Origin of the sequence: Pseudonocardia petroleophila, from assembly GCF_014235185.1 — a bacterium.
In the GTDB taxonomy this organism is placed as follows: Bacteria; Actinomycetota; Actinomycetes; order Mycobacteriales; family Pseudonocardiaceae; genus Pseudonocardia; species Pseudonocardia petroleophila.
Genome location: NZ_CP060131.1, coordinates 5,645,937 through 5,658,913 on the forward strand (window position 1 = coordinate 5,645,937; position 12,977 = coordinate 5,658,913).

Consider the following 12,977-nt stretch of genomic DNA (forward strand, 5'->3'; position numbering starts at 1 on the left):
CATGACCGATGTTCTGGAGATCGACGGCGTGGGCCACCGCTACGGCGCGCACGTCGCACTGGACGGGGTCGACCTGGCCGTCCGGGCCGGGGAGTGCGTCGCCCTCCTCGGCCCCAACGGCGCGGGCAAGACCACCCTGATCGGGCTCACGACCGGGCTGCTCGCCCGGCAGCGGGGGCGCGTCGCGGTGTGCGGGGGCGACCCCCGGCGCGCGGCCACCCGGCGCAGCCTCGGGGTCGTGCAGCAGACGATGGGCTTCCCGAGCACCGAGACCGTCGGCGAACTGGTGCGCGGTGCGGCGGTGCGGGCCGGTCGCCCGGCGGGCGCCGCGGCCCCCGTGCTCGCCGAGATCGGGATCGCCGACCTGGCGCCGCGGCGCGCCCCGAAGCTCTCCGGCGGGCAGCGCCAGCGCGTCGGGCTGGCGATGGCGCTGGTGGGCGACCCGGCGCTGCTGCTGCTCGACGAGCCCACCGTCGGACTCGACGTCTCCGCGCGGCGCGCGTTCTGGAAGATCCTCGCCGGGCGCCGCGACGCGGGCGTCGGCATGGTGCTGACCACGCACATCGTGGAGGAGGCCGCCGCGTTCGCCGACCGCGTGGTGGTGCTGCACCGCGGGCGGGTCGTCGCCGCCGACACCCCCGACGGCCTGACGTCGCGGCTCCCGGACCGCACCGTCACCGCCCGCACCTCCCTCGACGACCCGGCGCTGCGGGCGCTGCCCGGGGTGCGCACGGTCCGCCGCGACGGCGACCGCGTCCACGTCGGCACCGCCGCCCCCGAGGACCTGCTGCGCGAGTGGCTGGCGCTCGACCGCGGCCTGTCCGACCTGCGCGTCGATGGCGCGGGACTGGAGCAGGCCCTGGTCGCCCTGACCGGCGAGGACCTGGCGGAGGTGCCGGCGTGAGCGTCGCCGTCCTGCGGTCCGAGACCGGGGAGGGGCTGCGCGCGATCCTGCGCGAGCCGACCGCCCTGTTCTTCTCCGTCCTCATGCCCGTCGGCTTCTACGCCCTGTTCACCACGATCTTCGGCGGGCAGCAGCAGGAGAACGGCCTGTCCTTCGCCGCCACCTCGCTGGCCACCTACGGCGCGTTCGGCGTGGTGTCGGTGATGCTGCTCAACCCGGGGATCGGCGTCGCGGAGGACCGCACCCGCGGCTGGCTGCGCGTCAAGATGGTCTCCGCGACGCCGATCGGCGTCAGCCTCGCCGCCCGCCTGCTCGCCGCCCTGCCCTACGCCCTCGGCGTGCTGGTGGCGATGACCGCGGCGTCCGTGCTGATCACCGGCACCGTGATCGACCCGGTGACCTGGCTGCGCCTGGTCGCGGCGCTGGTACTGGGCGGGCTGCCGTTCGCCCTGTTCGGGATGGCCGTCGGGTTCGTGGCCTCGTCGAACGCGGCCGCGGCGATCCTCAACGCGGTCCTGTTCCCGATGGTGCTCGCGTCGGGGCTGTGGATCCCGCTCGGCCTCATGCCGGGGTTCATCCAGGCGATCGCGCCGTTCCTGCCGACCTACCACCTCGCGCAGCTCGCGATGGCCCAGATCACCGGGGCCCCGGCGCTCGGGCACCTGCTCGCGGTGCTGGCCACCACCGTCCTCGGCGCGCTGGTCGCCGGGGTCGCCTACCGTAACCTGCGCGTGTGAAGCGGGGATGGGGGTCGCTGTGGTACCTGCTCTTCCTGGGGTACCTGTTCCTGCAGCCGGCGTTCGACCCCGCCGCGGGGGCGTTCTCGTGGGTCGTCGCGGTCGGGTCGGCGCTGCTGTACGTCGCGTTCGTCCTGTACGCCTCGCCGCCCGGACACTGGGCCCCGGCCCTCGTCGCGGCGCTCGGCGTCCTCGTCGTGCCCGTCAACGTGGGCGGCACGGTGTTCTTTGTCTACGCCGCGGCCCACGCGGGCACGCTGCTCCCCCGCCGCTCGGCCACGCTCTGGCTGGGCGGGCTCACCGCGCTCGTCGGGGCGTCCGCGCTGGTGTCGAGCGCCCCGGCGCCGTACCTGTTCCTCAGCATCGCGCCGCCGCTGGTGTCGCTGTGGATCGTCGGGCTGGGCACGATGGAGGAGGCCGACCAGCGGCGCGCGACGGCCGAGCTGCGCGTCGACAACGCCCGCATCGAGCACCTGGCCACGCTCTCGGAGCGGGAACGGATCTCCCGTGACCTGCACGACCTGCTCGGGCAGACCCTGACCGGCATCGTCGTGCGCGCCCAGCTCGCGCAGCGCCTCCCCGGCCCCGACGCCGCCGCGGAGATGGCCGTGGTCGAGACGATGGCCCGCGACGCGCTCGGCGAGGTGCGGGCCACGGTGTCGGGCTGGCGCCAGGTGTCGGTCGACGACGAGATCACCGTCGCCCGCGACGCCCTCGCCGCCGCGGGCGTGGAGCTCGTCGTCCTCCGCGACGACGACCTCGTGCTCGTCCCGTCGGCGGAGAGCGCGCTGGCCCTGGCCCTGCGCGAGGCCGTCACCAACGTCGTGCGGCACGCGCACGCGCGGCGCTGCACGGTCGCGCTGCGCGGCGTCGACGGGCGGGTGGAGCTGGAGGTCGCCGACGACGGGGTCGGCGGCGCGGCGCGGGACGGCAACGGGCTCAGCGGGATGCGGGAGCGGATCGCGGCACTGGGCGGGTCGGTGCAGCGGCTGGCCCGCGACGGCACGGCGCTGGTCGTCGCGCTGCCCGCGGTGGTCGCCCGATGACCCGCCCGCCGATCCGGCTGGTGCTCGCCGAGGACCAGGCGATGGTGCTCGGGGCGTTCGCGCGGCTGCTGTCGCTGGAGGCCGACCTGGAGGTCGTCGCCACGGCCGTCGACGGCACCGAGGCGCTCGCCGCGGTCCGCGCGCACGACCCGGACGTGCTGGTCACCGACGTGGAGATGCCCGGGGCGACCGGGCTGGAGGTCGCGGCGGCGCTGCAGGGCGGCCGCACCCGGCTGGTGATCGTCACGACGTTCGCGCGGTCGGGCTACCTGCGCCGCGCGATGGACGCCGGGGTCGCGGGCTACGTCCTCAAGGACGCCCCGATCGACCGGCTCGTCGACACCATCCGCCGCGTGCACGCGGGCGAGCGCGTGATCGACCCGGCGCTGGCCGTCGCGGCGTGGGACACCGCCGACCCGATGACCGACCGCGAGCGCGACGTCCTGCGCCTGGCCGCGGACGGCCTGCCCAACGGCGAGATCGCGGCCACCCTGTTCCTCGCCGAGGGCACCGTCCGCAACTACCTGTCCACGGCGATCACCAAGCTCGGCGTGCGCAACCGCATCGAGGCGGCCCGGGTGGCGCGCGACCGCGGCTGGCTCTAGGCGGGCTCGCGCAGGCCGAGGTGGTCGCGCAGCGTCGGCCCGGTGTACCCGGTGCGGTAGCTGCCGAGGTCCTGCAGCTCCGGCACCACCTTCTCGACGAACTCGTCGAGCCCGCCGGGCGTCAGGTGCGGGACGAGGATGAAGCCGTCGGAGGCGTCCGCCTGGACGTAGTCGTCCATCTGCCGGGCCACCTCCTTCGGCGTGCCGACGAACGACTGGCGCGCGGTCGTCTCGATGATCAGCTCGCGGATCGAGAGCCCGCCCTTGGCCTCGGCGAGCTCGCGCCAGCGCTGCGCGACGGCGAGGGGGTCCTTCTCGTGGCGCACGCGGCCGCGGGTGATCTGCGCGCCGGGGTCGGGGTCGATGTCGGGCAGCGGGCCGTCCGGGTCGTAGGCCGACAGGTCGCGGCCCCAGACCTGTTCCAGGAACGCGATCGCGGTCTGCGGGCTGACCTGCGCGGTCCGGATCCGGTGCCCGTTCTCCGCCGCCTCCTCCGGGGTGTCGCCCAGTGCGAACGTGGTGGCGGGCAGGATCGTGATCTCGCTCTGCTCGCGGCCGTACTTCGCCATGCGGCCCTTGAGGTCGCGGTAGAACTCCTGGCCCGCCTCGACGCTGCCGTGCCGGGAGAAGATCGCGTCGGCGGTCTTCGCCCCGAACTCGCGGCCCTGGTCGGAGTCGCCCGACTGGATCAGCACCGGGTGGCCCTGCGGCGTCGGCGGGATCGGGAAGGTGCCGACCACGTCGAACTGGTCGCTGTGGTGGTCGACCGGGCGGCCGTCGGCGAGCCACAGCTCGCGCGCGGCGTCGAGCATCTGCTGGGCGCGGTCGTAGCGCTGCGCCGGATCGAGGAACCCGCCGCGGCGGAAGTTCTCCCCGGTGAACGCGTCCGAGCTCGTGACGAGGTTCCAGGCCGCGCGCCCACCCGAGAGGTGGTCGAGCGAGGCGAACTGCTTGGCCAGCTCCCACGGCTCGTTGAACGTCGTGTTGATCGTGCCGCCCAGCCCGAGGTGGGTGGTGACGGCGGCGATCGCGTTGAGCACGGTGAAGGTGTCCGGACGGCCGACGACGTCGAGGTCGTGGATGCGGCCCTGGTGCTCGCGCAGGCGCAGGCCCTCGGCGAGGAACAGGAAGTCGAACAGCCCGCGCTCGGCGTTCTGGGCGAACGCGACGAAGGACGCGAAGTCGGTCTGGCTGCCGGACTCCGGGTCGCTCCACACCGTGGTGTTGTTGACGCCCGGGAAGTGCGCGGCCAGGTGGATCTGCTTCTTCGGCACGTCAGACTCCGGTGAAGGCGTTGGCGGGGCGGGGCAGCCCGAAGCGCTCCCGCAGGGTGGCGGCGGGGTCGGCCGGGGTGCGCAGGCCCGCGGCGAGCAGCCGCGGCGCGACCTCGTCGGCGAGCACCCGCAGGCCGCCGGGCAGCGTCAGCGGGATCGCGGTGACGCCGTCGACGGCCTGCTCGGCGATCACCTCGACCAGCGCGTCGGGGCCTCCGACGACCCGCAGCGTCCGGGGCGCCAGCTCGCCGAGCTCGTCGAGCTCGCGGCGGGCGGCGTTCGGGTCGGCGGCCAGCAGGATCTCGACGTCGAGCAGGACCGCGACGGTGTCGGGGTCGCGCCCGGCGTCGGCGACCGCGGCGCGGATCCGCTCGCGGGCGGCGTGCGCGGCGGCCGGGTCGGGGGCCTCGATCCGCACGACGTCGGCCCAGCGGGCGGCGACGGCGAGGGAGTCGGGCTCCTCGCGCAGCACGGTCAGCGGGTGCGCCTGCGGGCTGCGGGGCGTGATCGACGGGCCCTTGACGGAGAAGAACTCCCCGGTGAAGTCGACGTAGTGCAGCTTCTCGCGGTCGACGTAGCGGCCGGTCGCGACGTCGCGGATGACCGCGCCGTCCTCCCAGGAGTCCCACAGCGCCACGACGACCTCGATCGTCTCGGCGGCCTCGCGCCACAGCTCGGCGGGCTCCGCGGCCGGCTTGCGGCCGAACTGCGCCGCCTCCTGCGCCGTCCGCGACACCGCGGGCTCCCAGCCGGCGCGGCCGGAGGACACGAGGTCGAGCGTGGCGATCGCCTTCGAGGTGTGGAACGGCTCGGTGTGCGTGGTGGTCACCGTCGGCACGAGACCGATCCCCGGCACGACCGGCGCGACCCGGGCCGCGATCGCGACGGCGTCGAGCCCGGAACCCGGGCCGAACGAGTCCGGGAGGGCGAGGAAGTCGGCCCCGGACTGGGCGGCGAGCTGGGCCGTGGCGATGTGGTGGGCCGGGGTGAGCAGCGCCTCGCGGGGCACCCCCGCCTGCCGCCACGCCTCGGGGTGCCGTCCGAAGCCGGACACCTCCACCGCCAGATGTGCCGTCCGCATGCGCTCTCCCTCGCCGCCGGGTGCTGTCCTCCGGGCAACCGGGCCCGCCCGGGGCGCATTCCCGGCACGGGCGACGGGGTCACGGGGTGAGGGCCACCGCCAGGCGCGTCACCAGGTCCTCGGCCTCCACCGCGTCCGGGCCGGCCAGGTAGGTCTCGGTGACCGGGCCGAGCGGGACGTGGCCGCGTTCGCGGACGTGCTCGAGCAGCGCGGTGTAGGCCATCGGCAGCTCCGGGTACGGCCCGACGTGCAGCGTCGTCGCCCACGGCCCCGCCGGCAGCACCGCGTGGGCGCCCTCGGACGCGGGGCCGGGCAGGCCGACCAGCGTCTCGAACTCGTCGGCGAGGTCCAGCGGGAACACCGCCACCAACGGCGTCCGCGACGTCGTCAGCGCGCAGGCCTCGCGCCACAGGGCGCCGGTGTCGTCGTCGATCGACGCGGCCCGCACGACGCCCGACACCCCCGTGACACCCTGGGCGTCCCGCTCGGTGATCGCCACGTCGTACTGGACGCGCTCGGGGCGGCGCAGCAGCCCGTCGAGGTTGCGCAGCACCTCCTCGCGCCGGGCCAGCTCCTCGCGCAGCTTCTCCCGCTCCCGGGCGAGCACGCTGCTCACCGCGTCGGTGTCCGGGGCGGCGAGCACCTCGCGGACGACGGGCAGCGGCACGTCCATGCCCCGCAGCACCGCGATCGTGGTGGCCGTGCGGACCTGGTCGGCCCGGTAGTAGCGGTAGGCCGAGTGCGGGTCGACGTGCGCCGGGGCGAGCAGCCCCTCCGCGTCGTAGTGCCGCACGGCCTTGACCGTCAGCCGGGCCAGGCGCGCGAACGCCCCGATCGGCATCAGGCCGTCCACACCGGCACCCGGAGGATCGTGCGGTTGCGCGACGGCTCGGTCACGCCCGGGTCGGTGAGGTACACCTCGGTGTGCGCCCCGGCCGGGCGCAGGCCCCGGCCGGCGACGAACCCGTAGAGCGCCGCCAGCGACGGCTTCTCGTCCTCGTGGGCCCCGGAGTGCAGCAGCTGCGCGACGCGCTGCTCCGGCCGGTCCCGCAGCACGACCGGCGCCACGTGGTCGACGGCCGCGAGCGCGTCGGGGGTGACTCCCTCCGGGGCCGGGACGGCGAGGGTCCAGTGCCAGCCGGCGGGCTCGTCGAGGTCGAAGCGCAGCGGGTCGCCGTCCTGGGCGTAGGTGCCCTCCAGCGGCACCCCCATCGGGGCGCCGAGCGCGGCCCTGGCCCGGAACAGGGCCCGCACGGCGGCGGCGAAGGGCAGGCCGTCGGCGCCGCCGCGGCCGTCGACGACGAGCAGGGAGCGGGCGCGGACGGTGGTGAGGGTGAGGTCGCTCGCCGAGACCGTGGGGAGCGTCGGTGTCGTGTCCATGGTGATGACTGTGGTGTCTCCCGCACGGGGAGGGTCAACCGTCACCGTCCGCGCCGGGGTCACCGGAACACGACCGTCCGGTTGCCGTGCACCAGCACCCGGTCCTCCAGGTGCCAGCGCAGCCCGCGGGCGAGCACGAGCCGCTCGATGTCGCGGCCGCGGCGGACCATCTCCGGCGCGGTGTCGGAGTGGTCGACCCGGATCACGTCCTGCTCGATGATCGGGCCGGCGTCGAGGTGCTCGGTGACGTAGTGGCACGTCGCCCCGATCAGCTTGACGCCCCGCGCGTGCGCCTGGTGGTAGGGCAGGGCGCCGATGAACGACGGCAGGAAGCTGTGGTGGATGTTGATCGCCCGGCCCTCCCACTCCGCGCACAGCTCCGGCGGGATGATCTGCATGAACCGGGCCAGCACGATCGCGTCCGGGTCGTGGTCGGCCACCAGTGCCCGCAGCTCCGCGAACGCGCGGTCCTTGTCCTGCCGGGGTCCGCCTGCCGCCGGGAAGGCGACGTGGTGGAACTCCGCGCCGTGCGCCCGCGCGACCGGCCCGAGCGAGGCGTGGTTGCCGATGACCGCGGCCAGGCGGACCGGCAGCTCACCGCTGGAGAACCGGCCCAGGAGGTCGTGCAGGCAGTGCGTCTCCCGGCTGACCAGCAGGACCACGCTCTTGCGGTCCGCCGAGTCGGTGACGGTCCAGCCCGCGTCGGCGCCGATCTGCCGGGCGACCGGGGCGAACCGCCTGCGCAGCTCCGCGGCCCCGAACGGCAGCGACGACGCGCGCACGACCTGCCGCGTGAAGAACCAGCCGGTCTCCGGGTCGGAGTGGTACGCGGCCTCCGCGATCCAGCCCCCCATCTCCCCGATCGCCCCGGCGATCCGGGCGACGACGCCGACCTCGTCGCGGCAGCCCAGGGTCAGCACGAGGCGGCGCTCGTCGACCGGGGCGACGCGGCCCCCCGGCGACTCCCCCGGCCCGGCCACCCGCAGCGCCGCGCGGTGGCGGACGGGACCGGACGCGCCTGCGCCCCGTCCAACGCGTGTTCCTCGTACATCTCGACGCCTCTCCTCACAGGTTCGGGCAGGTCAGGACGACAGTCCCGTGTAGGTGCTGTAACCGAAGGGGGCGAGCAGGACCGGGACGTGGCGGACGAGCCACGGCGAGGTCGGACCGACGGCGATCGTGATGTCCGCCTGCGACGACAGCAGCCCCTGCGCCGCGAAGTACCGGCGGGCGTCGATGACCAGGCGCAGGTCGCGGTCGTGGCCGTCGGCCCCGCCCCAGTCGTCGATCCGGCCCGACTCGTCGGTCGTCGCGGCGGCGACGGCCGTCCAGACCGAGCCGTCGGAGCACTCCAGCCCGACCCGGACGTCGCTGGCCGGCCGACCGTGGGTGAGGTCCACGACCTCCACTGTCAGGGGCACCCGTCCTCCTTCCCCGTGTCCCGGGCTCATCCCGGACCCGGAGGGTGCCGGGGAGGGCGATCCGTCGGCTATCCGTCGGCTATCCGGACACCCGGCCGCCTCCGTTGGGCCGTTCGGGGGGAACCCGCGGGCCGGTGCGTCGCGCTCGGTCCACCGCAGGCCAAGATCAGATGAACTTGCCCTCTCGATGAGGTGATGGCGGGCGCCCGATGGTTGAATCGGGATCCGGGCTTCGGGAGGCAGTGCGTGGAGTTTCGTGTCCTCGGCCCGCTCGAGGTGCGCCGGACCGACGGTGAGACGGTCGACCTGGGTGGCCCACGGCAGCAGATCGTCCTGGCGGTGCTGCTCCTCGAATCGCCGCACGTGGTGTCGGTCGACCGGCTCGTCGACGCGGTGTGGCCGGACTCCCCGCCCGCCACGGCGCGCAGCCAGATCCAGATCTGCGTGTCCAGCCTGCGCCAGCGCCTCCGGTCCGACACCCGGTCGGAGGTCATCACGACCCGCCGTCCCGGGTACCTGCTGCGCACCGGGTCCGCCGCGTTCGACCGGCAGACCTTCACGACCGAGGTGGCACTGGCCCGCGACCACGTGCAGCACGACCGGCTCGACGACGCCGCGGAGCTGTTCCGCTCGGCCCTGGCCCGCTGGCGGGGCACCGCGCTGCCCGGCATCGACAGCCTCGCCGTCCGGGACGCCGCCACGCACCTGGAGGAGGAGCGCGCCCGGGTCGTGGAGGAGCTCGCCGACGTCCAGCTCCGGATGGGCAACCACCGCGACCTCGTCGCCGTCCTGACGAAGGAGATCGACCGGTACCCGCTGCGCGAGGAGCTGCGCGGGCAGCTGATGCTCGCCCTCTACGGGGCCGGCCGCCAGGCCGACGCGCTGCGCGAGTTCCGCCGCGCGCGGGCCCTGTCGATCGAGGAGCTGGGCATCGAGCCCGCCGAGCCGCTGCGGCGCCTCGAGCAGGCGATCCTGCGCGAGGACGACTCCCTCGTCGTCGGGGGCGCCGGGCGGCGGTCGGAGCCGCCCCCGCCGCAGGCGGGCACGGCGCCCCGGATGCTGCCGGCCGAGGTCGCCGACTTCACCGGGCGGACGCGGGCCATCGCCGAGGTGCTGGCCACGCTGGCCGCGACCCGGGACTCGGAGACGACGAGCGCCCCCGCGGTCGTCGTCCTCACCGGTCAGGGCGGGATCGGCAAGTCCGCGCTCGCGCTGCACATCGCGCACCGGCTCGCCGACCGCTTCCCCGACGGCCAGCTCTACGCGAGCCTGCACGGCGCGTCCCGGCCGGTCGCGCCCGCCGAGGTGATCGCCCGGTTCCTGCGTGCGCTGGGCGTGCCCGGCGGGACCATCCCCGACGACCTCGACGAGCGCGCGGAGCTCTACCGCAGCCGGCTGTCCGGCCGCTCCGTCGTGATCGTGCTCGACGACGTCGGCCAGGAGGCGCAGGTGCTCCCGCTGCTGCCGCCCGACCGGGGCAGCGCCGTGCTGCTCACCAGCCGCAGGCGGCTCACCGCCCTGCCGGGGGCGGAGCGGGTCGAGCTCGAGTCGTTCACGACCGAGAGCGCGGTCACCCTGCTGGACCGGGTCATCGGCGGCACGCGCATCGCCGACGACCGCGCCGCGGCGGTCGAGCTCGTCCGGCTCTGCGGGCACCTCCCGCTCGCCGTCCGGATCGCCGCGGCCCGGCTGGCCGCCCGCCCGCACTGGTCGCTGCGCACGATGGTGGAGCGTCTGTCCGACGAGACGATCCAGCTCGACGAGCTCCGCCACGGCGACATGGCGGTGCGCGCGAGCCTGCTGCTCACCTACGAGGCGCTCGGTCCGCAGGCGTGCCGCCTGCTGCGGCTGCTCGCGATGGTCGACGCCCCGCACGTCGGGGCCTGGGCCTGCGCGGCGCTGCTCGACGTCGACCACCGCACCGCGGAGGACCAGCTCGACGAGCTCGTCGAGCTGCACCTGGTCGACATCGAGATCGACCCCGACGGCGACGTCGGCGGCACCCGCTACCACCTGCACGACCTGGTCCGGCTGTTCGCGCGGGAGCGCGCGGTGGCCGAGGACCCGGCGCCGGAGCGCGCCGCGGCCGTGGCCCGCTACCTCGGGGCGATGCTCGGGCTCGCCGAGGAGGCCCACCGCCGCGAGTACGGCGGCGACTTCCTCATCGTGCACGGCGACGCGCGGCGCCACCCGCTCGACGACCGGCTCCGCACCTCGCTGATGGCGCAGCCGCTGCTGTGGCTGGCGCGCGAGCGGCAGGCGCTCGTGGCCGCGGTGGCCCAGGCGTCGGCGGCCGGCCTCGGTTCGCTGTGCTGGGACCTCGCGATCAGCTCGGTCGTGCTGTTCGAGGCGCACGCCCTGTTCGACGACTGGCGGGCCACGCACGACCTCGGGCTGGCCGCGGCCCGCCGCGACCAGGACCGGCTCGGCGAGGCGGTGATGACGTACTCGCTGGGGTCGCTGCACATGTTCGAGCAGCGCTTCGCCGAGGCCGAGGTGTGCCTGGACGACGCTCTGACGGCCTTCACCGCGCTCGGCAACGACGAGGGCCGGGCCATGGTCGTGCGCAACCAGGCCTTCGTCGACCGCGTCACGGCCCGGTACTCCCGGGCCAGGGCCCGCAACGAGCAGGCCCTGGAGATCTTCCGCGCCACCGGTGACCGCGCGGGTGAGGCGTACGTCCTGAGCAACCTCGCCCAGGTCGACCTGGACATCGGTTGCGAGGAGGACGCGCAGGCCCGGTTGCAGGCGGCGGCGGAGATCTGCCGCACGATCCCCAACCGCCGGGTCGGTGCGCAGGTGATGCACCGGCTCGGGGAGATCCAGCTGCAGCAGGGCGACGGCGACCTGGCCCGCGAGTCGTTCGCCGCGGTGCTGGCGTTCGCCGGAGACGTCGGCGACCGCACGGCCGAGGCCTACGGACTGCTGGGGCTGGGCCTGGCCCACATCGCCCGCGACGAGCCCGCGGCGGCCCGGACGGCGCTGGTCGAGGCCGAGCGGATGGCCGGTGAGCTGGCCGAGCTGCGGATCCGCGTGCGGGCCCTGCTGGCCCTGAGCTCCGTCGCACTGGCCGGCGGTGACGTGGCGGGGGCCCGGGAACGGGCCGAGGAGGCGCTGGACGCCTCCGGGGGCATCGATCTGCCCGTCCTGACGGCGGCCTGCCTGACGGCGCTCGGCGACGCCGACGTCGCCGACGGTCGGCACGAGAGCGCGGTGCAGCAGTGGACCGCGGCCCTGGATCATCTACGGAGCACCGCCCCGGCCTTCACCGGCCGGTTGGCGCTGGACCTCGAACGACGGCTCGGCGGTCCCGCGGCGCGCTGACGCGCGATCACTCTCCGTGCACAGCGGACGTCAGCCCCAAGCGGTGTTGCCGTTGGTGGTGGAGCCGCCGCCGTGCGAGGGGCCGCGGGGCTTGAGCGGCTCCCCGAGCCCGCCGAGGACGAGGCCGGCGGCAGCGGCGAGCAGGACGATGGAGCGGGCGATCCGTCGCATGAGGTGTCCCTTCGGAAGAACCGTGGTGGGGTCGGGCTTCCTTGTCCCTCTCCCTGACATTGGTAAAGCTATGACCAAGTCACATCGGTCCCCTATCACTTCTCTATCGATCCCGGTGTGGAGGTGTGAACGCCGGATGGACGGGGTACGCGCCGACCCCCGCAACGCCGACAGCCCGACCGGGAGGACCGGTCGGGCTGCGGGATCAGTGGCCGTGCGCGGGGCTCAGCAGGCGTCGAGGCGGGACTCCAGGTAGTCGTCGAGCCGCTGGGCGCGCACCCGGATGACGTGGCCGCGGCTGAACTCCACGGCGCCGCACTCCTGGAAGCGGCGCAGGAAGTACCCGATCCGCGACCGGGTCGTGCCGACCATGCCGGCCAGCTCCTCCTGGGTGATCCGCTGGCCGATCCGCACGGCGTCGCGCTCCGGCTGGCCGAGGCGTCGGGCCAGGTCGAGGAGGGTGACACCGAGCCGGTGCTCGCTGTCGTCGCCGACCAGGTGGCTGATCGCGCGCTGCTGCTCGGCGAGCCGCTCGCCCAGGTGCCGGATCAGCTGCCGGTGCACGGCGGGCGATCCCATCAGGCGCAGCAGGTGGCTGACCGCGACCCGCTGCACGACGCTCGGGCACATCGCGATCGCGGTCTCGGTGCGCTCGCCGCCCAGGATCGCGAGCTCGCCGAGCACCTCGCCGGGGCTGTGGATCCGCAGCAGGCACCGCCGCCCGGAGCGGGAGTACATGACGGTCTTCGCCCGACCGGAGGTGAGCAGGTAGACCGAGTCGTCGGGGTGCGGGCCGCCGCCGTAGATGGACGTCCCGGCGTCGAAGCGGACCTGGGTGGAGGGCACCGTCCGGTCGGCGATGAGCCCGGCCAGCTGCCCCCCGAACCCGCTCGGCGCCGGGTCCGGCCGGGCCGGGACCGGCCGGATCCCCCGTACCGTCATCGGGTCCGACAGCCGCTCGCTCAACGCGTCCTCCAGGGTGCGAAGGGGGCGCTCGGGGCGAGCGCTTCCTGGTCGCGGTCGGCGAGGGGGCG

General features: G+C 75.1%; 13 protein-coding genes. 5 read left to right on the forward strand and 8 right to left on the reverse strand.

Annotated features, from left to right (window positions below; all coding sequences use genetic code 11):
• Position 1 precedes the first annotated feature (1 nt).
• The 4 genes from H6H00_RS27785 to H6H00_RS27800 are packed head-to-tail and all read left to right on the forward strand — an operon-like array spanning position 2 to position 3,292.
• Entirely contained in the window at positions 2–904 is a 903-nt protein-coding gene (locus tag H6H00_RS27785) for an ABC transporter ATP-binding protein (RefSeq protein ID WP_185718606.1), read from the forward strand.
• Positions 901–1,641: an ABC transporter permease gene (locus H6H00_RS27790; protein ID WP_255425403.1), complete on the forward strand. Its 741-nt coding sequence runs from the start codon at positions 901–903 to the stop codon at positions 1,639–1,641. The genes H6H00_RS27785 and H6H00_RS27790 overlap by 4 nt, the downstream gene beginning before the upstream one ends.
• Positions 1,638–2,687 (forward strand): sensor histidine kinase, encoded by a 1,050-nt coding sequence (locus tag H6H00_RS27795; RefSeq protein ID WP_185718607.1) that lies wholly within the window; start codon positions 1,638–1,640, stop codon positions 2,685–2,687. The genes H6H00_RS27790 and H6H00_RS27795 overlap by 4 nt, the downstream gene beginning before the upstream one ends.
• On the forward strand, positions 2,684–3,292 hold the full coding sequence (locus tag H6H00_RS27800; protein ID WP_185718608.1) for a response regulator transcription factor: 609 nt from the start codon (positions 2,684–2,686) through the stop codon (positions 3,290–3,292). The genes H6H00_RS27795 and H6H00_RS27800 overlap by 4 nt, the downstream gene beginning before the upstream one ends.
• Here the strand turns inward: H6H00_RS27800 and H6H00_RS27805 are convergent.
• The 6 genes from H6H00_RS27805 to H6H00_RS27830 form a co-directional block, all read right to left on the reverse strand.
• On the reverse strand, positions 3,289–4,566 hold the full coding sequence (locus H6H00_RS27805; protein ID WP_185718609.1) for an LLM class flavin-dependent oxidoreductase: 1,278 nt from the start codon (positions 4,564–4,566) through the stop codon (positions 3,289–3,291). The genes H6H00_RS27800 and H6H00_RS27805 overlap by 4 nt on opposite strands.
• A 1-nt stretch (position 4,567) precedes the next feature.
• A complete protein-coding gene (locus H6H00_RS27810; protein WP_185718610.1) occupies positions 4,568–5,647 on the reverse strand; it encodes an LLM class flavin-dependent oxidoreductase in 1,080 nt (359 codons plus the stop codon).
• A 79-nt stretch (positions 5,648–5,726) separates the two neighbouring features.
• On the reverse strand, positions 5,727–6,500 hold the full coding sequence (locus tag H6H00_RS27815; RefSeq protein WP_185718611.1) for a MerR family transcriptional regulator: 774 nt from the start codon (positions 6,498–6,500) through the stop codon (positions 5,727–5,729).
• Entirely contained in the window at positions 6,488–7,027 is a 540-nt protein-coding gene (locus H6H00_RS27820) for a GyrI-like domain-containing protein (protein ID WP_185718612.1), read from the reverse strand. Before H6H00_RS27820 ends, H6H00_RS27815 begins: the two co-directional genes overlap by 13 nt.
• A gap of 59 nt (positions 7,028–7,086) precedes the next feature.
• Complete coding sequence (purU, locus tag H6H00_RS27825) at positions 7,087–7,947, reverse strand: formyltetrahydrofolate deformylase (protein ID WP_185722823.1); 861 nt, start codon at positions 7,945–7,947, stop codon at positions 7,087–7,089.
• A gap of 162 nt (positions 7,948–8,109) precedes the next feature.
• Positions 8,110–8,448: a hydroxyisourate hydrolase gene (locus tag H6H00_RS27830; protein WP_185718613.1), complete on the reverse strand. Its 339-nt coding sequence runs from the start codon at positions 8,446–8,448 to the stop codon at positions 8,110–8,112.
• A gap of 246 nt (positions 8,449–8,694) precedes the next feature.
• Between H6H00_RS27830 and H6H00_RS27835 the strand changes: the two genes are divergently transcribed.
• Positions 8,695–11,772, forward strand: a complete 3,078-nt coding sequence (locus tag H6H00_RS27835) for an AfsR/SARP family transcriptional regulator (RefSeq protein ID WP_185718614.1) — start codon at positions 8,695–8,697, stop codon at positions 11,770–11,772.
• A gap of 30 nt (positions 11,773–11,802) precedes the next feature.
• On the opposite strand, the gene H6H00_RS27840 is transcribed toward H6H00_RS27835, so the two are convergent.
• Both H6H00_RS27840 and H6H00_RS27845 read right to left on the reverse strand, forming a co-directional pair.
• Positions 11,803–11,943 (reverse strand): hypothetical protein, encoded by a 141-nt coding sequence (locus H6H00_RS27840; protein ID WP_185718615.1) that lies wholly within the window; start codon positions 11,941–11,943, stop codon positions 11,803–11,805.
• A 225-nt stretch (positions 11,944–12,168) separates the two neighbouring features.
• Positions 12,169–12,909 carry a Crp/Fnr family transcriptional regulator gene (locus tag H6H00_RS27845; protein WP_185718616.1) on the reverse strand — a complete coding sequence of 247 codons (741 nt, stop codon included), beginning with the start codon at positions 12,907–12,909 and terminating at the stop codon, positions 12,169–12,171.
• Positions 12,910–12,977: the final 68 nt, after the last annotated feature.

Excerpts from the sequence above, each read along its gene's own strand:
- H6H00_RS27785 (WP_185718606.1), top strand. The coding sequence starts at position 2 with ATGACCGATGTTCTGGAGATCGACGGCGTGGGCCACCGCTACGGCGCG.
- H6H00_RS27800 (WP_185718608.1), top strand. The coding sequence starts at position 2,684 with ATGACCCGCCCGCCGATCCGGCTGGTGCTCGCCGAGGACCAGGCGATG.
- H6H00_RS27810 (WP_185718610.1), bottom strand. The coding sequence starts at position 5,647 with ATGCGGACGGCACATCTGGCGGTGGAGGTGTCCGGCTTCGGACGGCAC.
- H6H00_RS27820 (WP_185718612.1), bottom strand. The coding sequence starts at position 7,027 with ATGGACACGACACCGACGCTCCCCACGGTCTCGGCGAGCGACCTCACC.
- H6H00_RS27840 (WP_185718615.1), bottom strand. The coding sequence starts at position 11,943 with ATGCGACGGATCGCCCGCTCCATCGTCCTGCTCGCCGCTGCCGCCGGC.